A 21,419-nucleotide genomic window follows, 5' to 3' on the forward strand; every position below is an offset into this window, starting at 1 on the left:
CAAGGAGGTGGGCTTAATTGAAGGTCACCATTAAAAAGCCCCTGAAGCCAGAGGCGACAGGGGCTTATCGTTATCGCTTTATGTTATCGTCTGCGGCGAAGTAGCGCAGGGAAAACAAGCAGTAATAGAAGAGCTGGCATTGAACCGCTAGAGGAACGAATTGTTCTGGTTTCTTCGCGTTCAATCACATTTACTGTGGGGGCTTTTACTGTTATTACGAGTGTGCCAGATGCGTTTGCACCTTGCTCATCGGCCACAACATAATTGATAGTCACTTGACCTTCGCTGTTCGCTTCAGGCTTAAACGTGATGGTGCTATCAGTAAAGGTCACTTCACCTGAGTCTGCGGTTGCGCTTATAAGTGTTAACTTTCCACCTTCTGGGTCTGAGTCATTGGCGATGACATCGACTGTGAGGGTGTCATTGTTAAGTACTTCAGCCACATCATTCATGGTAACAGGTGGTTGGTTCTGCTGCACTTGTGCAACCACATTGACTCGCATCGTTGCAGTACTTGTCCCGCCTTGAGCATCACTGATTGTATACTCAATTGTATCAACACCAATGAAATCAAGCGCACTTTGATACTGCAAACTCGAATCGCCATTGATTAGCACTGTGCCATGTACAGCAGAGGCATTGATCACATACAGGGTGTCGTTATCAGCATCAGTATCATTTTCAAGTACATTGAGTGCAACTGATTGGTTGCTCGTTACCTCTTGGCTATCGTCTACAGCAGTAGGTGCGTTGTTGTCTGTTACAACAATGCTTACACCACCTGGGTCGACAATTTTACCGTTTTTAATGCCATCCGCATCGTACTCGCCACCATCTACCAGTGTTAGCCTGACACACCATGCACCTTCGATTAGGCCTTCCTGCCAGCTGCTATCATTCATGCTTGGGCAGTAACCTTGCTGGCCCATGGCTGAGTGGATAGCGTTACCATTTTGCGTTGAGAATGTGATCCAGCCTTGATTTGGCAGGTACTTACGATATTGGGCATTTGCTGAGACCGCGGCTTGCTGAGGCAATACGATTTTGACACTCTCTACACCACTTGGCATGTCAACGACAAAGTCAAAAATACCACCGCGATTTTCCATGCCTTCGTCCGCAGAGATTAAGCCTATTTGCACTGCTTCATTGGCATTGAGCGAGGCTGCATTTTTGTTGCTACCCAGACTTACACTACCAAGAGACATACACACACCGGCTTCTACCTCAATCAGACCAGACTCCCAGTTATTACCTGAAGAAGGCAGAACATTACATTGCGCATCAATTGGGTCTAAATAGTTAGGAATACCATCAGCATCTTCGTCACCAAAACCTTCTTGCGCATCACTAATGAGGTCGCCATCTGTGTCTGTATTATTGTCCAGTACCGGTTGCTCTGAAACCACATTAAAAATCACAGTTTGAGTATCAAATAGTCCAGCATTATCAGTAGCAGTTGCACTGACTTGGTAGACACCGACAGAAAGTGTAGAAGCATCAATACTAAATTGAGTTGGAGCCGTGCTTTCATTATTCAAATCAGCTTGTGCCTGCCACTCAATGATGTGTGTATCTGTGCTATTTTGATCCTGTACATCTGCCGTCAGTGTGATCAGGCCATGCTCTGCAACCATGATTGAACGCGCTTCATTTTGTTGCATTGCATTTAAAGTAAGCGTTGGTGCAACGTTTGACTCTACGATGGTAATTTCGTGTTGTTGCTCAGTAACTGCATTCAAATCATCGGTATTTAATGTGATCACGATGGTTTCATTTGCATCGCTTACGTCATCACGAACGGTTTCGATAGAAATGAGGCCTTGTGTGCCTGACTCGATAGTGACTTGGCCTGATGCCACTGTGTAGTCTTCTTCACCAGCAGTACCAGAAATTGCAAAATCAATATTTACAGGGTATGCGAAATGCTCCCCACTTAACGTCACAGGTATCGTTGCCGTTTGGCCCTCAACAACAAGCTGGCTTGGAGAAGGCATACTTATCATCGGACGCACATTTACTATCTGTGCTGCACTTGCACAGACATCGGCTGAATTACATGCTTGCCAGTAAACTTTATTGGCACCAGATGCCAAGAAGTTACTACCAATGAGTTCAACAGCAATTGGTTCACCGCTACTATCTACTGCGGTGGCTACGCCTAAGTCTACCTTAGTAAGCTGGCCTGTTGCATTTACAGTCAGATTAGCAGGTGCGGTGATCACAGGTGCAGATGGCTGATTTTGGCGAAGCTCTAACACAGCTTCTGCGCGGCCGCCAAATCCATCTGAAATTGCATAACGCACCTGAGCGATACCATTAAATGTATCATTCGTGCTAAACACAATCTGGTTGTCTTCAATTACAGCAAGACCAGTATCTGAATTAACAGCCACCAGCGATAAGGTGTCACCATCAGGATCGCTGTCATTGTCTAATACAGCTATCGCTATAGATGATTGACCTTCGGCAAGTTGTACAAAGTCATCTTGTGCAACTGGTGATAGGTTATTCGTACTAATTTGCACGTTGACAGTTGCCTGAGCACTCTCTGTGCCATCACTGATTGTATAGCTGATAGTTGCATGGCCTGTATTCAATGCAGGCGCTTGGTATTGAAGCACATCGCCGCTTACTTCGACGCGACCTGTATTGGTTGTTGCCGCAGTGATGTGAAGTGTGTCGCCATCGACATCAGTGTCATTCGCAAGCACGTTGATGTTAGCTAGTACTTTTGCAGAAACCACAGCTGAGTCGTTGAGCGCTGATGGTGCATCGTTTTGCGGAGCAATCGTGATTGCAACGCGGGCACTTACGCTAAGTCCAGCTTCATCACTGATTTCATAGGTGATTTGTGCTGTACCATTATAGTTTTCAGCAGGTGAATAGGTAATGGCAGAGTCTGAATAGCTCACCTGACCTAAGCCTGAACTAAGCGCCGCATTTGTGATTTTTACGCTTGCCATGTTTTCGTCGATATCGTTATTTAATACCGAAACCGTCACACTTTGATCTTCAAGTGTATTGGCGGTGTCATTGGTGGCGACAGGCGCTTGGTTTTTGGCGATAACATTGACAGAAAGTGTTGCTGTGGCAGTACCGCCATTGCCATCATTGATGGTATAGCTGATTATTGCTTCACCAACAAAGTTTGCGCTTGGCGTAAAGCTTACTTGCGTATCAGAATAATTAAGCTCACCTTCACCTGAAACGATTGTAGCGGCGCTGATAATAAGTGGATCAGAGTCTGCATCCGTGTCATTTTCTAGCACATCGATAGTAACAGTTTCGCCTTGTACTGCGTCTGCAACATCATTATTTGCAATCGGCGCTTGGTTATCCGGTATGATAACGACTTCCAAATCGAAATCGGTGATTACAGGGTCATGATCCGATGAACGGTATGGCGAGTCTGAGAACCATCTTGTTAGTTGATCTTCTGATTTACCTTCGGTGTTGTAGTCTAGGCCTGCGGCTTCATCAGCATTAATATGCCAGTGCATGGTTTGCACAACACGTTCCATTGAGGCATTGGCAGTTAACATGTGATCTAGGCTGCCTGCTACACCGCTATAGTAGTATGAATAATTATCGCCGGTGTCTTTTTCAAGACTGATATTGGCAAATCCCGCATCGTAAAATGCTTGCATGGGCGCTTCATACGCATAGGCATTAAAGTCACCTAAAATGGCGTAAATAGGCTCATTAGTGCTAGAAAGCCCTGAATTTGTCTTTGTTTCACTGTCAGTTTGAGCAAGTGCTGCAATGACTGTCTGAGCTGCTAATAAGCGCTGGCCATTACACGCGCCCTCGACTGCATCATCCATATCTTCACCACATGACCCGCCTTTAGAACGGAAGTGATTCACAACGACACGGATTTCTTTGCCACCGTTAATTGGTTTGAATGACTGCAACATGGGGGGTCTGTGTGCACGTGTTGCTTCATCGAATGGCGCATCTGTGATCACTTGCGCACTGCCTTGAGGTGTCACACGGTTATCACGGTAAATAATGCCGACAGTCACCGCATCTGTACCAACTTGCTCTAGCTGAGGGTTGATGTATGCCCAATTATTAGTGCCATCTCGCTCATTTAATCCATCAATGAGGTTTTTGATAGCACTGTTGTCACCGTAGCCATTGTTTTCGATTTCCATTAGGCCTACAACATCAGCATCTGAAGCCAATATTGCACGGATCACTTTGCTGCGTTGGCGATTGAACTCTTGTTCATTGTTCGCGCCGCGACTGTCAAAGTTGACGAAGTAGTTCAGTACGTTAAAGCTCGCAACACGAATATGTTGCTCTGATTGACGTTCTGCTGGCTTAGTACGACGAGAGTTAGACTGCTCGAAGCTGGGTAAGCTAGTTGGAATAAGCTTGTAATTACCATAGGTGTAGTGAATCACCCCTGACATGTTCGACACTTGGTCGCCAGAGCGAAGTGGCATATCAGTACTAAAATTTGGGTAATAACTGATTGTTTCAGGGTTACTTTGCGTTGAGTTGTCATCGACAAGTAACACGTTTCTTGTGTTCAGTTCAGCAAGCTCTAGGCGACGAGGGTCGTCTTTAGGGTACTTGTTGGTAGGCTGCATTCGCATGCCTTGAGACAAGTAAATCTCACCATATTTAGTAAAATTATGGCTCAGGGTGACATGTAGCGTTTGTGGCATTGATACCCACATACCTTCAAGTGACTCTTGCTCAAAGCCTTGTGCAAACGGTAAATTCACCTCTGTTGGTGTGACCTGCGTTAACACATCTGTGGCACAAGAAAGTGTCTCGGTTACTGTACTAATTTGTGTTAAGTCATACTTTTCAACCACGGTGCCCAGCACTCGGACTTGTTCACCAACTGTGACCTTGGTATTTGCATCCGCGACAAAAATGCCTTCGGAGGTGGTGCTGTCAGTGTCTGCATGTTGGTCTTCTTCTTGAATGAAGAATCCGCCATGTTGACCGCTGTCTTGGAATGTGGCCACAACAACGCCTTCAATCACAACAGATTGATCCACCAGTGGGCTTGCAGTCTGATTGCCCTGTACCTCACTAATGCGTGTTGCAGGGTCATTACATGCGCCAAGCTCAACTTGCGGCGGGGTTGTTCCACCATCAGAGCCACAGGCCGCAACGCCACTACAGCCAAGACCGTCTGCGGTATTTTTCTCGAAACCTTCCCATTCAATGCTTGGGTCAAATGTATCATCTAAGCTTGTATCACCTGATGTGATCCCTTCTTTACGACGTAGGGTTTTATCTTTGGTTGAGGTATTACCGCTGCCCCATGCACTACCAGGATCAGTACCAACTTGACCAAATACATCGGCAATTTGGCCATCAACTGTCAGTACAAGTGCATCGTCTCCGTTAAAGTAAGTGATGGTACTGGTGCTGTCTTGACGACTTTTAATCTCGTCATTTGCACTGCTGTTAGCAATAACGTGAGTTTCGCCATGTTTTAATTCGCCAGATAAGGTTTGTGTTCTTAACCCCTCTGTCGTAAGCGGCTTTCCGTTATCTGCTAAGGTAATTGTAACGCGACTAAGATCTAAAGTTGCACCGGTAAAGTTGGTAATTTCAACGGCTTTGTTGCTGCTGCTACCTTCAATGTACTCGGTGAAGATCACTTTGCTGGCTTCGACCTGTTCACTGACCTGAATCGAAAACGCAGGCAAGGTCACAACATCTGTATTGCCATCAGTGACACCGATGACGATATTGCTTGCTATACCAACATCTTGAGATGATGGGGTACCAGTCAGTTCACCATTTTGCGTGTTGAATGTGGCCCAAGACGGCTTGTTGGTGATTGAGAAAGTCAGTGTGTCATTGTCTTCATCGTTTGCTGCTGGTCTGAAGCCATATGCAATGCCGACGACAGCACTTGTACTCGGTGTGCCTGTGATTGTCGGTGGGGTTTTAATCGAACTTGAATCAACCACGTCAATGCTGAAGCTTGGCAAAGACACCGTTGATGTACCATCAGTCACTGAAATTTGAATTTGCTCATAAACGGCAATATCTGCCACTGATGGCGTGCCAGATAAACGGCCTGTTTGCGTATCGAATGTCGCCCATGATGGTTTGTTAACGATAGAAAACGTCAAGTCATCGTTGTTTTGATCTGATGCCGTTGGCGTAAAGCTATACTCACGACCTGTGCCAACGATGCGTTCAGGTTGACCGCTAATGACGGGGGCTACATCACCTAATTTAGGACAGGTATCAGCAAAGAGGGTTTCTGCAAACTCTGGATTATCGATAAATGGATTTCGGTTACCCTGTTGCTCTACAATGCGTTGGTGTCTATCTAATTCTAACGGATCTACTGTATCTTCACGGTGCCAATCCATAAGGTTACACAGTACGCCTAAAGTTGGTGAGCTACTTGCGCTGATATTATTCACAAGCTCAAGATCTGGCATGTTGCCGTCAGTGCCATCATAGCGTACCGCCATGTAGAACATCATACGAGCGGCATCGCCTTTTACCGCGTCTCTTGGTTCAAATGAATCGCTATCAGTAAAGTTACCCGGTGCGTTACCCACTGGATTACCGCCATCATCATAATCTTTGCTGCTGCGCGTTGAGTTCACCTGTACATTGGTCGGTCTTAAATGGTGAATATCGGTGTAACCATACTGGCTTTCACTTGGAAAACCATGAGATTTTGGCCAGCTGTGCTCTCTGTTCCAATCCGTAGTGCCGCCACCATTGGTATCTTTAGACTGGCTTTTTCCTGTGTAGAACAATAGTACATTGTTTGGATTATTTGGGTCTTCGTCGGTGTACTTTAAGGCATCCCATACTTGCGAGTAAGTTAACCTCTGTTGACCTTGTCTTGCAATTAAAGCAAGCGCACTTTCTAACTCCGTACCAACTTTGCCAATTGCAGAGGCGTAGTAGGTAGTGTAATCATAGTTACTGCCCGGTTTGTCAGTAACCGTAATTGAAAATGCAGGTAAACTCACAGGGGCATTCACACCGTCTGACACTGAGATAATGATGTTGTCATGCTCACCGACATCAGATCCCATTGGAGTACCACTAAGTTGACCCGAAACGTTATCAAATGTTGCCCAACTTGGTTTGTTGGTGATTGAGAACACCAACTCATCATTTTCGAGGTCGATGACTACAGGTGTGAAGATATACTGCCGAGTCGCTTGCACGGATGTGTTTGGTGTACCAGAAATAACAGGTGCATCATTGGTGCCTGCAGCTCTAACTAAGATTGAAAAGCCGTTAAGTGCATTGGTCACTGTACCATCATTGACGGTGATAACAATGTTGTCATAGGTTCCGATATCAGCTGCTGTCGGTGTGCCTGATAGCGCGCCTGTTGTTGTATCAAAGCTTGCCCAACTCGGCTTGTTTTCGATGGCAAAAACCAGTGTATCATCATCAAGGTTGGTGACAGTTGGAGTGAACACATAGGTATCAGACGCATTCACTATGCCTTGTGGCGACCCAGTTATTTCTGACGGGATATTACCACTGCCGCCACAGGCAGCAACGCCTGAGCAACCAAGGCCATCAAAGGTGTTTTTTGCAAAGCCAATCCATTCGTTTGCTGGGTCAAACGCATCATCTATGGTGATATCGCCGTTTTCGATGCCTATTTTACGACGTAGCGTTTTATCTTTTGTACTGGTGTCACCTGCGCCCCAATTACTGCCTGGATCTGTACCGACTTGCCCAATACTGTCTACGATGACGTCATTAACCATCAGGGTTAACGCATCGTCACCATTGAAATAAGTGGCGGTACTGGCTATATCGCCAAGTGCTTTTAGTTCGTCACTTGCGCCGCTGTTGTACAGTACATAACTGCTGCCGGCAGCAAGCGTGCCAGATAGGGTAAGCGGGGTGACTTCATCCAGCTTTTTACCATTTGCAGTTAACGCAATACTGACGGTGCTAAGGTCGATGCTATTGTTGCCAAAATTAGTAATTTCAAGCGCTTTGTTATTGCTGCTACCTTCCACATACTCTGTAAAGATAACATTTGCATGTGCGTGTCCCATGACGACACTTGAACACAGCCCCATAGCGATGCAGCGGCCCAAGTATCGCAGTTTTCCGCGATGCTTATTGTTAGAGTTCATATTTTTCCCGTGTGTTTATCACTCTGTTTTATCATTTGCGAGTTAGATTATTTTTAAGGGTGCAAATATTCCCATTAAAAAATGGGAGGCGAATATAATACTCTATTATGAACTTTTTATTAAAAATGCCTTAAACATAAGACATCTAATTGCAACAATTACCCAACTCTAGTTATTAACACGCTCTACAGCTTAAGTATTTTAATGGGGACATTTGTCCTTGCATAATACCATGATTTATAGAGGTTTCTGTCATGTGTGGATTTTTTGTTACTTTCGATTTGCGTGTATCTGCGGGGGGATCTCACTTTCTATAAAATCACTTTGTTAACATTTTTTAATTATTTAATGCTTTTTGTATACAATAAAGAACGTTCTAATTTTTACAATTGTTTACGTTTTGAGTTCTTTTTGAACAGGCCACATGGTTTTTTTTGAAAGGAAAGTGGTTAAAAAACCGATAATTGCAATAATGTGGCCGGTGTCCACATAAACCCGGGGGCTTCAGTTATTTTAATGTCCTGCGGTCGCTGACTGCTTATCAGCTAGATGTGATTACACTCTAAGCGGGCAGACAAAAAAAGGTGAGGTTAAACGCCTTTTTGGCTGCCCTGATATTGCTTAGCCTGAATGTCTCTGAAATTAAGAGCTTTAAATAATTAGCTCAATATGTGGGCATTGCTGAGCAATAAATGATGTTAAACTTTCTCTGTCCTGCGCCTCTAGAGAACCAAACACCATGAGCCTGTTCACATTATGTTTGGAGGCATATTGGATCAGGCTTAGGTACTCACTTGAAAAGTGATTTACGGTTAGTGTTTTGGGCTGAAGCTCCTCTATCAATTGTTTGATTAGAAGCTCATGAGTCCACAGCTGTTTACAGAAATCTATCTTGAATGTATCAATAGAACCTGAATTCAGTTGACGAACCTGCTCGAATGCTGGGAAGTAAGGACATGCCAAATGCTTACTGTTTTCCAGTACTTTGTTGAAATCACCGGAAATTGTAAAATAACTGATGCTAAAGTCTGCATTCAAATAAAATTCAATGCGGCCTTTCATTTCGCCTTTGATACTTTCAATTCCTGTACCCCAATATTCTAGTTGACCATTTGAATCCCATCCGTGCATTTCATCCGTGCAGAACTGCTCATTTACCATTGTTTCTATTTGTAGTTCATGTATCGCAGTTGAATTGTAGTGAAAATGGGTGTTCTCACGGTTCATACCACGTATAAAAACATCTTCGCTTGATACTCTATCTTTTGGATAAATGCCGTATATGGTCCCAGTATACCTCTCGTCATTTAAATACATGGGTTCATCTGTGGTGCAATCGACCAAGTCATCGAGTATGGCATGTGTTGTTTTATTTAAATAAGGCGGCTCGTAATCACACTCTTTAACCCCTTCTTTGTACATATGTCGGCTGGTTACAACCCCGTTGGTATGGCTAATTGCCATACCCGTAAAGAGGATATTTTGATAGTAATAGCGCTCTTGCTTTAACTCTAAAGCCTCAAAAAGTACCATTAACAATCCGTGTGTATTCATTGTCCTACCTTTTACTTTTTATTTTCGTCAGATTTTTTAAGTGTTTAAGATGTCCATTACAACTTTGAGAAGCTGTAAAAGTAATATCCAGAGCGAACTTGCAGACTATATAATTATTTGAGCAAGTTATCATTTGAATGCACGCGATCACTTATTGTTGCTCCGCTGGGCTGTATTCAAACTTATTATGGTTGTCTGGGTGCCCTGAAATTAAGAGCTATAAATAATTAGCTCAATATGTGGGCATTGCTGGGTAATAAATGATGTTAAACTTTCTCTGTCCTGCGCCTCTAGAGAACCAAACACCTCGAGCCTGTTCACATTATATTTGGAGGCATATTGGATCAGGCTTAGGCAATCACTGGAAAAGTCACTTATTGCGAGTTCTTCGGGTTGAAGTTCCTCTATCAATTGTTTGATTACAGGCTCATGAGTCCATAGCTGCTCGCAGAATTTTATATCAAAGCAATGTATGGGCTCTGAATTCAATTGACGAACTTGCTTGAGTGCTAGGAAGTAAGGACATGTCAGGCTTTCGCTGTTTTCCAGTACTTTGTTGAAATGACCGGAAATTGTAAAAACACGGATGCTAAAGTCTTCATTCAATCTAAATAAAATACGTCCTTTTATTTCGCCTTTGATGCTTTCAATTCCTGCATCCCAATATTCTAGTTGGCCATTTGAATCCCACTCGTGTATTTCAACTGTATTGAACTGCTCATTCACAATGGATTCTATGACCAATTCGTGGATTGCAGTTGAGTTGTAGTGGTAATGGGTGCTTTCACGGTGCATGCCACGTACAAAAACATCTTCGCTTGATACTCTACCTTTTGGATAAATGCCGTATATGGTCCCAGTATACCGCTCTCCATTTAAATACATAGGCTCATCTGTGGTGCAATCGACCAAATCATCTAATATTACATGAGTTGTTTTATTTAAATAAGGCGGTTCGTAATCATACTCCTTAACCCCATTTTTATACACATGCCGGCTGGTTACAACCCCGTCGGTATGGCTAATAGCCATACCCGTAAAGAGGATATTTTGATAGTAATAGCGCTCTTGCTTTAACGCCAAAGCCTCAAAAAGTACCATTAACAATCCGTGTGTATTCATTGTCCTACCTTTTACTTTTTATTTTCGTTAGATTTTTTAAGTGTTTAAGATGTCCATTACAACTTTGATAAGCTGTAAAGGCATGGCCTACACTTTATGCATCGTCCAGATGCATCTACACTCCCATTTTGTTCCAGTATCTAATTGTTATTTTTATAGTTTTTAGGTCTTTTAATTCCATTATGGTGTTAGTTTTAAGGCCTGAATTGACATTTTTTGTTATCTAAAATAAAGAATGTTAATTATTCAAATTTATAATTTAAATTGAAAAATATATTAATTTAACAGCTCACTTATCACCCTGGGGTTATCGGTTTTATTATTTTAAATTTATCCCTTGTTTTTTTATCGTCTTTATTTCTATCAAATGTGTGGTTTTTTGTAAATTATATTTGCTTTTTTACGGGGCTTCCTTTCATATAGCTAGGTCTATTCATCACCCTAAAGAGGTGATGCTTATTTATTGCAGCGGTGGTTTTTTTAAGTTTTAATCTAATAGATAAATAATAAATCAAAGATAAAGATGGATAATTCTCAGAATAAACTCATTGATTTAATGGATGCTATGTATGTCACTGTTGGTAACATGCGTGAGGCACATTGGCTTGGTGATCCGCAATGCGGCAGCGAGGGAACCTTGGCACAAGAGCAAGTGTTGTACGACAGATATCAAAGCCTACGCCAAGAATTAGTGTCTTTAAACCCTGACTATATTAACGCCAATGCTTTTATTGTTAATCGATATGGTGAGCAGTTATCTTTTGCGCAAGCGCAAGAAGTGATGAATATTAAAATCAATGCGTTTGAAAGCGGCAATATAAAACGTGCTGAGATACACGAAAAAGAGGCCCTGTTGCAGCGTCAACAGCAGCTTGCTGAACAAAGAAAGCGCCAACAAGAAGATGAAGCGAAAAGCCAAACACAAGCCCTTCTTGAATTGAAGCAGTCATTGGCCCCATGGCGAAACACAGAAGAAGTGACCAAGCCCGAAGAGACTGAACTACAAAAACACCAAAGGCTGCAATCGCTTGCACAAAGTCATCAATTTGTATCTTATATCGATAGTTTTCAAGAGCTCTATCAGGCCTTGCGCAGTGGCGTTGCTTTTGATGAGTTAACTCAGTACTTAGTTGCACCAGAAAAGGATGAGGGCTTGTATACGTTGTTGTGTGTCGTGGATGATCTTGTGCTTTATCAAGGCACAGAGCGAAATCTTGCGCCGGGTTCACATTTTTTTCGTTTGCTCGCTTTGCAGTATGAACCGCAAAGGTATTATGAGCGCTATACTCCTTTGCCAAGCGGTGCTTTTGCCCTAGTTGAAAAAAGGCGTATCGCAGTCAAGATGGCAACAGAGCTTGCATTCCAACCGATTGACGCCATGCAAGAAGTCCTTGTGTTCCGATTACTCGACAATAAATAAAGCGCTTAGTTAGATATTTTGAACTGAGACACACTACCGAGCATTTTTCTCTCCCACTGATGCGTTAACATGATTTTGCCCTTGTTAATATCTTAGGGTCATGATAGCGTGCACCCGCCGTTTAAAATGGTTATATTTAGGGCTAATAGGTTGAAATATATCTAAATAAATTTGTTAACTATATTTTTTATTTTTAGGTTGAAAGAGGTGTTTATGAAGTTATCAGAGAGAAAGGACTCTTTGCGTATCATCGTCAGTACTGTGGTATTTTCTACAGTACTATCGGCATGTGGAAGCAATGATACCAATGAGGTCGTCGTCCAACAGAGTAAGCCTGCTGCAAAGCCAACAGTAAACCAAGCTGTGGTGGTCGGTGCGGGTTTGTCAGGGCTAACAGCGGCCTATGAGCTAGAGAGTATCGGTTATGATGTAACGATATTGGAGGCTAAAGATAGGATTGGTGGGCGCATAGGCACATATGATATGGGTGAGCAGCATGGTGAAATTGGTGGAGAGTTTATTGATGGGCCGACGGTACATCAGGAAATCCATCGATATGCTAGTCTTTTCAATGTGGAACTTGCAGACACCGGATATTGGGGAGAAATAGAAAGCGGTGCTTATTATGTTGATGGTCAATTGGTAAGCTATACCGATTTTGAAAATAACTTTGCACCGCACATTGTTGCGGATTATAACCGTTTTTATGATGAGCTAAGTCTTCTTGCAGATGCAGTCCCAGATCCTGATGAGCCCGCGCTTTTAGATAAGGCAAAAGAGTATGACCTTACAACGGTGCAAAGTTGGATTGATGGGCTTCAATTACACCCAGAAGCAGAGTTACTTGCAGAGCAATTTGTCAGAGGCGAATTTGACGAGCCAAGCGATCTGTCTCTATTGCACTTAGCGCAGTATGCCAAAGTCTATGAGCAAGTCTCTGATGATGATGTGGAAGGTTATCGTTTTTTAAAAGGCGGTAGAGCGATGGCGCAAGCCTTTGCGGATAACATTGAAGGTGATATCCACTTAAACCAGCCAGTAGTAAGTATTAGCGAACAAAATGATCGTGTGACGGTTGAAACTACAACCGGTGGCAGCTACGAAGCGGATGTGGTGGTGGTTACAGTGCCGCTACCCGTACTAAACAAAATTACGTTTACCCCACATTTACCGCAGGCCTTGACTGATGCAGCAAACAGCATCAACTACGGGTCTCATTCCAAAGTACTTCTGCAATATAGTCAGCGTTTTTGGTTAGACCAAAATTTGGGTGGTGACACAGTGGTTGCTGGTGGCCTACCGACAGGGTGGACTTGGGAGACAACTGAGCGCCAAGGCGGCACCGGTGGTATTCTTATTACATATACATCTGGCGATTACAGTCAGATACAAAAAGAGTGGACTGATCAACAGATTGTTGATGCAAGACTAGATGAAATCGAAGTAATGTACCCAGGCTCTAAGCAGTACCTTGTGGCAACAAAAGTGCAAAACTGGGTTGCTGAAGAGTGGACGCAGGGTGGTTTTATTGCATACGGACCAGGTCAAATTAGCAAATACTGGAAGCTATTTCAGCAGCCAGTTGGCCGCGTTTATTTTGCAGGAGAGCATACAGACACTTTATATCTAGGTTATATGGAAGGTGCTGTGCGCAGTGGTGTGCGTGTATCTCAGCAAATTAAAGAGCTAAATCTTTAAGCTTCAAAAAAGTGCCTTTTATTAGGCACTTTCAAATACTGCCAATATTAAATACTCAAACCCTAAATATGTGGCTGACTTTGCACTTAACTTATTCTTAATGAACTAATTTATCATTCTGATTCTATTGGCTATTTTTATTTTTTGGGGATGCTTTTGAATCATTAATAATATCCTTGTTATTTCTATCTAATTTGTTTGGTTTGATTTTTATAGACGAAACTCTAGCTCAACAAAGTGCCAGTAAAAGGGCATGAAAATAATAATAGGAAGGTAGTTATGAGACGATATCAACTCAATGCGCTTGCAGTTGCTGTTTTATTATCAACAGGGGTAAATGCGCAAGTAGCCATAGTCAATGCAGAGTCTATCGCGTTGCAACAGAAAAATAGTGACGCACAGTTGCACAAAAGCTTATCAGCAAACTTTAATACACCACAAATCTTTCAAGAGGCGCAAACCCAGACAAGGGAGTGGCATGGGGAAGTGACTACCGCAAAGGTGCTCACGGTATTAATGGAATTTAATGATATTCCAAATAATTCTATGAAACCGGATGATTTACCGAGTAAGCATTACTTAGAACACTATAGTATCAACCATTATCAAAATTTAATTTATGGCGAAAACGGCTATACGGGCCCCAAGGGGGTGATGTTACCAACGGTGCGTGATTATGTGCTAGATCAAAGTGGCGGGTCATTTGATATCAATGGTGAGGTGTTTGGTTGGTATACATCCCGCTATGACCATACGGTATATAAAAGAGATACGCGCGTACTTGTGAAAGAGGCAGTTCATCATGTCTTAGCCGATGAAAGGTTCAATTTAAGCGATTATGACTCGAATAATGATGGTCAAATTGACCACTTAAGCATCATTCACTCAAGCCTTGGCGGTGAAAGTGAGCCAAGGGCGCTACGTCCAGATCCACATAGTCCTTACAAGCAGTTTATCCACTCACATCGCTCAACGGTAAACCAAGTGGTTACTAACCAGAATGTGGATAAATCGGCGCGGATAGGCAGTTATTTTATTCAACCAATAGACACCCCAATGGGACTTTATGCGCACGAATTTAGCCATAGCCTCGGATTAGCGGATGAATATGACCAGACGTACACCACTGATGAATACGGTATAGCTGGAGAAACGGTTGCGTCTTACTCTTTGATGTCTTCCGGTTCTTGGGGGGGCGCTATCAGAGGCTCCAAGCCAACGGGTTATAGTCCTTATGCGAAGTTGTTTTTGCAAAATAAATATGGAGGTAACTGGGTTCAATCGTCAGAGATCAATAGCATTGACTTAGATAGTGAAGGAACTGTGGTACCGTTTTCCGCTGCGGGTATAAAAGGGGTCCATAACGATTTGGTTAAAGTGAACTTGCCTCAAATGACTAAGCAACTTTACCAACCGATACACAAACAGGCATTTGATTTAACGAGCTATAGTACAGTGGCTTTTGCCGTATCTTTAAAAGGTAGCCAAGTACCTTCACTCAGCTTGGATTTAAACGCTGAGCAATCTATAAATTCTAGCTATGGGTTTACATTAAATGTAGAGGTACCAGGGACCCATATTTCTGACAATATTAAACCTTCGAATAGCGAAGATTTCATGATGAGTGCGAATAATACGTTTATTCGCTCTACAAATAAGCAGTGGCAGAAAGCCCATTATGACTTATCGGCATATAAAGATCATGACACTGTTTTTATTTCTTTGAGTAACTATGCAATTGCTGGTGATTCAACTTACGTAGCAGCTGATAACATTGAGATTTTTGACGGCAGTAAACTTATTAAGGCCGTGAATTCGAACGAGACTGAGCATGTTTACTTTTGGAACAATGCAGCATTGTCTGATGGCTCTATTCAATATACGCCTTATTATTTATTAGAGTGGCGCCAGCATGTTGGCTTTGATGAAAGTCTAAAAACCGAGGGCATGGAAGAGGGCCTGTTGGTTTGGTATGTTGATCCATCTTACATGACTGACTTTTTTGATATTTCTAGTACGGATAATCAAGTTGCAGCGCACCCGGGAGAAGGCTGGATCGGCATTGTGGATGCGGATAGAAACCCTATATTTGAATATCAATCAGAGTACACAAGTACTGGGCAGTGGGTTGCTGACAAAAGTATCATACCGCAAAGGTCTGGTGAGCAAATTAGAGATGCTGCATTTAACACCTTACCTCAACGAGGCAGTATGGGGGAGGTAAAAAGAATGGATCTTGCAAATGGTGGCTATTTAGAAACGATTTTACGAGATGAGTTCACAAGTCCAAATCCTCGATTTGCAGATTGGGACGATTATACCAATTATGTTCGCCCATCGACTGGTAAAAAGCTTCCCAAGCTAGGGTTGATCTTTGAAGTATTGAACCAATCAGAAGATGGCTCGACCGCCAATGTACGAATTTCTAAATCTTGGTAAGGCTTTACTTACTAAGTTAGGCACTCAAGCCCAGAAATAGCTGGGCTTTTTTATCTGCTTTTTTCTATCATGTTACATATGAACAATTTTTCCAGAATATAGCCAAAAACCTTCTATGCTTATTTAGAGTATTCATTTAGTTGCGGTAACACTTACTTGGTGTGAAGTGGAGGTGAGATGTCTCATTATAAGCCAACAAGGCTTATGGGCTGGTTGTTTACAGGGGCAATGTTGTATTTGCCCACACAGTGTGTCGGCGCGCAAGAGATTGAAAAAATATCGGTCACAGGAACGAGGCTAAAGCGTTCAATTCAATCTGAAAGCCCTATTCCCATTGCAAGTATTGATGCAAAAGTACTTTCGACAATTGGCGCGAATGACGTCAGAGATCTCATCGAAACCTTACCATTTAATGCAGGCGCGCAGAATAATTCTGATAACTTAACGCAAAACTTTACCGTCGGGACTTCAAATATCAATTTGAGAGGGCTCGGCGTCTCTTCTACCTTGGTGTTATTGAATGGTCGGCGGCAAGTGGTATCTGCGGTTGTCACAGATCAAGGGGCTAGCTTTGTTGATACGGCATCACTTATTCCGACCTTGGCAATTCAACGGGTTGAGATTCTTAAAGACGGAGCATCAGCGATTTATGGCTCAGATGCGGTTGCGGGAGTTGTGAACTTCATTAGTCGAGATGATTTAAACGGCAGTGAAGTGCAGTATGAATATCGCAAACGGATGAGTGATGGCAGTCAAGACGAGACAAAAGTGGACTTTGTATTTGGTAGTGATACGGGTAAATCAGGGCATGTTTTGGTCGCTGCGAGTTATTTGGAGAGAAACAGTTTGGTGCTCTCAGAGGTCGATTGGGTGCAACCTGCATTTAGTAGCTTTGGCAACCCTGGGAGCTTTGTGATCCCGTCGCTTGCCAATGATGACAACCCCGATGGCCTCACCGTTGCAGATCCCAATTGCGTGCAAAATGGCGGGAGTGTGTCCGAGGGCAGCAATAGTAATTCATTTTGTTTGTTTGATTTTGCCCCTCAAATTACGGCGGTACCCAAAGAAGACAGATTACAGCTATACATGCGCACAAAATGGGCATGGAATGATGATACAGAGCTGTGGTTTGAAGCTGGCTTTGCAGACAACGACGTATCAAGAGAGGTCTCCCCAAGTTTTCCGGTATTGAATGCCCCCAGTGTGTTAGCAAGCCATCCTAACAATATCTATAACGAAGATATCTTCTTCCGAGGTCGCCCATTCGGTGTGGGCAAACCCACGGAAATAAACTTTTATTCGCATCAAACTACCCGTGTTGCATTGGGAATTGATAGGGCCATAGGCACGGATAAATTTTGGCAAGTATCCTACGTGAATGCCAAAAATGAGGCGTTTTTAAACCCTAAGGATGTAATTTCCGATAACTTCCAGTCTGCATTGCTTGGGTATGGTGGCATTAATTGTCGGCAAGGCCTTGGTGCTGTAGCAGGCGCAGGAGAGTGCTTGTATTTTGACCCATTCGATCCGCAAGCAAGCGCCAATGAGCAACTCCGAGGCTATATCATTGGCGACTATATTGGCAATGTGGAATCTGAGATGCAAGTTATTGAGGGCGTCATAGCGTTTGATGAATTGTTTGAAATGGAGGCTGGTTTCGCGGCAATGGCATTGGGTATGCAATATCGAAAAGAGTCTATTCGCTCTGTGTATGATGCCTTGACCCAGCAAGATAGGTTCGCCTTTTTAATCGGTAATCAGAATGTTGAAGGCGACCGTGATGTCAAAGCGGTATTTACAGAATTGAGATTACCTATCTTTGAACAGCTAGAGCTGGGCCTTGCACTGCGCTATGAAGATTATGGCGATTTAGGCGGAGATACCACAGATCCTAAGGTGTCGATGCTTTGGCATGCCTCTTCGAATTTATCTGTGAGAGGATCATTTAGTACGTCGTTTCGCGCTCCTTCTGTGCATCAGTTAAAAGGAGTACAAACGAATTTTGCCAATATTACAGACCCCAGAGACGGGTCAACGACATTTGGTGGCAATAGAACCGTAGGCGATCCTAATTTAGTGCCAGAAACCTCTACAGCGCTGAATATCGGGGGCACCTTTAGCGTAAACCAGTTTGATTTGGATATAGACTATTGGCGTTTTTCGTTTGAAGAGGTGCTGACGCGGGAAAGCCATCAAGCCGTTGTAAACACCTTTGCAGATGATCCTGAGCGGGTAATTCGCACATCAGCTGGCACAATTTCAATCGTCAATACCCGCTTCATTAATGCGGAAGCCATTGACACATCGGGTATAGATTTTAATGTCATGTATCAGTGGGATACACTTTTTGGCAGATTCACGCCCCAGCTTTTGGGGTCATATATTTTGGAATATGATTTGACCGATAATGCCGGTGTGGTTAGCGATGGCCTTGGTAAACTTAATCGCAATACGGTGGGTAATCCGACCCCTAAACTTAAAGGCAGCTTTGGCATAAACTGGCTGTTTGAGGCACACAGTGCCAATGTTTTTTTTCGCCATGTTGCCAGTTACGAAAATGATGTCACCTTAGAGAAAATCAACTCGTTTAATACACTCGATCTTCAATATGAAGTCGATATGGGTGAGTTAATAAAAGCAGGTGTAAATACAAATATTACCGTGGGTGTTGTAAATGTAACGGACAAAGCCCCGCCTTTTGTGGATATTGCAGGCAGTTACGACCCCAGAACAGGCGATCCAAGAGGGCGCAGAGCGTATATCAAATTAAAAGTTGAGTTTTAAGCTGTGATGATGAGTTGGCGTGCGATGGCTGGGCACTTTTTCAAAGTAAAATGTCAATGTGGCAACTTGTCAGTCTATCTCGCTGCAAGCTTATTACTGCTGTTAAGCCAGCAAGCATATGCAGCACGCGTATTGCAGTTTGTGACGTTAGAATATCCTCCCTACCAATATTTAGAAGGCAATCAGCCAAAAGGTGTTGGCATTGCCATGGTCAATGAGATATTCGAGCGCATGGATAAGCCGATTGCAGTTAGGTTTATGCCATGGGGTAGGGCAATTAGAGAGATCCAATCGGGCCATGCAGATGGCATCTTCACAATTTACAGCTCTAAAGCGCGAAAACAAACCATGCTGTTCTCTGAGCAAGTCTTGATCAATCAATCGGTGTCTATTTTTAGTAAGCGAGATAGTAAGTTAAACCTAACTGGCACAATTGATGAGTTGAGTGATTTAAGCGTAGGCTTGGTCAGAAATGTCAGTTATGGCTTTGAAATTGACCAAGCAATCAAACAAGGACAGATCCATAAAATCGTGGAAGCAAACTCAGGCATGCAAAGCTTTAAACTTTTACTGGCTGGCCGTGTTGACATCGTAATAAGCAATCAGTTGGGTGGGGCGGATATATTACGCCGACTTGATATTCAAAATGAAATTAAACGTCATACAGAATACGCATACGCCATACCAAGTTATTTCGCATTTCCAAAAACCAGACGCGGAGAAAAGCTGAAAAAACGCTTTGATGACACCTTGTTGCAAATGAAAGCAGATGGCACTTATCAAGCGGTATTGCAACAGGCGCTGGATTGTACGGGGAGTGACTGTTGATGCAGAGTGCCGTTCTGTATTTGATTTATGGTTTCGAGGGGGATTAAATCATTTAAGTGCTATGCTAGGCATGCTCTTGCAATATTGCTCTTAACTTTTCTAACGGCATTGCTGGTTTGTCCTTATGGATCATCGCATGGCAATTTGGACATAGAGGAATTAAATCACGGAGTGGGTCAACTCTATGGATACCTTGAATCGAAGCAAGATCTGTGCGGTGATGTACATGTATGAAATCTTTACCAATACGTCCATATTTACTTTCCATGTTGATGTCGCATGCTGCACAGGTGTAACCATAATGCTCTATGCACTTTTTCCTAGCCACTGGATTCCTTTCAATCGCAGTTGAAATAATTGAAAATCTTGCACCTTCTTTAAGAATTGTTTCTTCAGCTATTTCAGAGAATTGGCAACCAGCAAGTGTCCAACGTATATTCTGACCAGCTTGGACAGAAGAGCTACAATCTTTCCAAAGTTTTTCTGCGGAGATATCAGTTAGCACTGCTTGTCGCTGATGCATATACCCCAAAATAGGGTTTTCTGTATTAAATACGTAAGGTCCAGTAACCTCAAAAACACACTTTCTACGACCATTTGCGTTTACAATAACAAAATCACCTTCTTTTACGTTTTTATAAAGATTCCAGAGACTTGGACCTCCTAAGTGCGCATTATCCAAATTTCGGTAAGAGGAGTCGATCAAGTTTGTTATCTCTGATTGATTGTTTGGGGCTTTTTGCGTTAGGTTACCAATATCCGACCAACCAATAGCGATACAACCTAAATCTTTCATGAGTTCAATCGCTTCTGACGCATTTTCATGATGGGCAATTAAACGCCAAATATTCATAGTTACCTCCAAATGCCTAATAAAAAATAGGTAGATAAATAGATAAATAGGACAGACACTTTTCTTCGCAATAAGTCTGTACCTGTCCCATTTGGTTTTCTTTGGTTTTATAATTAGCGACTAAGGAGCGTAAACCAAGCTTTTTGCGCTCTTTCTCGACTGTGTTGTTAGTAGCCTAAAGGCCAAATATCAATAACTATTTGGGTCTTTAATTACAAGGCTTAGTCGTTAATATGTAGTTATCATTTTCTTTTTTAACAAACGTTCCGTTATCATTGACGATATCGTAAAGCTTAATTGTGCATTGTTCTCTGCCATTAATAGTATCTACATAATACTCAGCTTCGTAATTGCTTCCTGCTAGAGGAGTAAATCCAATTTTTTTTACGCAGTATGCATAACCGTCAATACGTGTATTAGTTCCGTCAACCCAAACTCCAGCGAAATAAAAGGAAATGGGTACACCCGCTTCAACTTTTAATTATGTTTGCTGCTTTTCGTGAACCTCAGAGCGGTATAACAAGAGCAAATAGCAAGAGCAAATAGGACAGGCACTTTTTATTTTCCGGATAACGGTCCTATAAGGGCTAACGATAAATCTGTATCT

At 42.8% G+C, this 21,419-nt stretch carries 9 protein-coding genes; 5 read left to right on the top strand and 4 right to left on the bottom strand.

Annotation, left to right across the window (positions count from 1 at the left end):
* Window positions 1–83 precede the first annotated feature (83 nt).
* From L1077_RS07375 to L1077_RS07385, 3 genes are all read right to left on the bottom strand, one after another.
* Window positions 84–8,114, bottom strand: coding sequence for an ExeM/NucH family extracellular endonuclease (locus L1077_RS07375; RefSeq protein ID WP_237136244.1), 8,031 nt, complete (start codon window positions 8,112–8,114; stop codon window positions 84–86).
* Window positions 8,115–8,765: 651 nt separating this feature from the next.
* Window positions 8,766–9,668: a hypothetical protein gene (locus L1077_RS07380; RefSeq protein WP_237136245.1), complete on the bottom strand. Its 903-nt coding sequence runs from the start codon at window positions 9,666–9,668 to the stop codon at window positions 8,766–8,768.
* Window positions 9,669–9,878: 210 nt separating this feature from the next.
* Window positions 9,879–10,790 carry a hypothetical protein gene (locus tag L1077_RS07385; RefSeq protein WP_063363486.1) on the bottom strand — a complete coding sequence of 304 codons (912 nt, stop codon included), beginning with the start codon at window positions 10,788–10,790 and terminating at the stop codon, window positions 9,879–9,881.
* Between the two features lie 523 nt (window positions 10,791–11,313).
* Between L1077_RS07385 and L1077_RS07390 the strand changes: the two genes are divergently transcribed.
* The 5 genes from L1077_RS07390 to L1077_RS07410 all read left to right on the top strand — a co-directional run bounded on the left by L1077_RS07390 (window position 11,314) and on the right by L1077_RS07410 (window position 19,959).
* The gene (locus L1077_RS07390) at window positions 11,314–12,210 is read left to right on the top strand and encodes a hypothetical protein (RefSeq protein WP_237136246.1); all 897 of its coding nucleotides are present in this window, start codon (window positions 11,314–11,316) and stop codon (window positions 12,208–12,210) included.
* 213 nt (window positions 12,211–12,423) lie between these two features.
* Window positions 12,424–13,908, top strand: coding sequence for a flavin monoamine oxidase family protein (locus L1077_RS07395; RefSeq protein ID WP_237136247.1), 1,485 nt, complete (start codon window positions 12,424–12,426; stop codon window positions 13,906–13,908).
* 279 nt (window positions 13,909–14,187) lie between these two features.
* Complete coding sequence (locus tag L1077_RS07400; RefSeq protein ID WP_237136248.1) at window positions 14,188–16,347, top strand: immune inhibitor A domain-containing protein; 2,160 nt, start codon at window positions 14,188–14,190, stop codon at window positions 16,345–16,347.
* A gap of 177 nt (window positions 16,348–16,524) precedes the next feature.
* Window positions 16,525–19,131: a TonB-dependent receptor plug domain-containing protein gene (locus L1077_RS07405; protein ID WP_237136249.1), complete on the top strand. Its 2,607-nt coding sequence runs from the start codon at window positions 16,525–16,527 to the stop codon at window positions 19,129–19,131.
* A 6-nt stretch (window positions 19,132–19,137) separates the two neighbouring features.
* Window positions 19,138–19,959 (top strand): substrate-binding periplasmic protein, encoded by an 822-nt coding sequence (locus L1077_RS07410; protein ID WP_237136250.1) that lies wholly within the window; start codon window positions 19,138–19,140, stop codon window positions 19,957–19,959.
* A 64-nt stretch (window positions 19,960–20,023) separates the two neighbouring features.
* Here L1077_RS07410 and L1077_RS07415 read toward each other — a convergent pair whose 3' ends face one another.
* Complete coding sequence (locus tag L1077_RS07415; protein ID WP_237136251.1) at window positions 20,024–20,812, bottom strand: HNH endonuclease; 789 nt, start codon at window positions 20,810–20,812, stop codon at window positions 20,024–20,026.
* Window positions 20,813–21,419: the final 607 nt, after the last annotated feature.

The sequence above is a fragment of the Pseudoalteromonas luteoviolacea genome (assembly GCF_021654285.1).
GTDB lineage: Bacteria > Pseudomonadota > Gammaproteobacteria > Enterobacterales > Alteromonadaceae > Pseudoalteromonas > Pseudoalteromonas luteoviolacea_J.

Coding starts and splice junctions, on each gene's coding strand:
- L1077_RS07375 (WP_237136244.1), bottom strand. CDS start 8,114: ATGAACTCTAACAATAAGCATCGCGGAAAACTGCGATACTTGGGCCGC.
- L1077_RS07390 (WP_237136246.1), top strand. CDS start 11,314: ATGGATAATTCTCAGAATAAACTCATTGATTTAATGGATGCTATGTAT.
- L1077_RS07385 (WP_063363486.1), bottom strand. CDS start 10,790: ATGAATACACACGGATTGTTAATGGTACTTTTTGAGGCTTTGGCGTTA.
- L1077_RS07395 (WP_237136247.1), top strand. CDS start 12,424: ATGAAGTTATCAGAGAGAAAGGACTCTTTGCGTATCATCGTCAGTACT.
- L1077_RS07380 (WP_237136245.1), bottom strand. CDS start 9,668: ATGAATACACACGGATTGTTAATGGTACTTTTTGAGGCTTTAGAGTTA.
- L1077_RS07400 (WP_237136248.1), top strand. CDS start 14,188: ATGAGACGATATCAACTCAATGCGCTTGCAGTTGCTGTTTTATTATCA.
- L1077_RS07405 (WP_237136249.1), top strand. CDS start 16,525: ATGTCTCATTATAAGCCAACAAGGCTTATGGGCTGGTTGTTTACAGGG.
- L1077_RS07415 (WP_237136251.1), bottom strand. CDS start 20,812: ATGAATATTTGGCGTTTAATTGCCCATCATGAAAATGCGTCAGAAGCG.
- L1077_RS07410 (WP_237136250.1), top strand. CDS start 19,138: ATGATGAGTTGGCGTGCGATGGCTGGGCACTTTTTCAAAGTAAAATGT.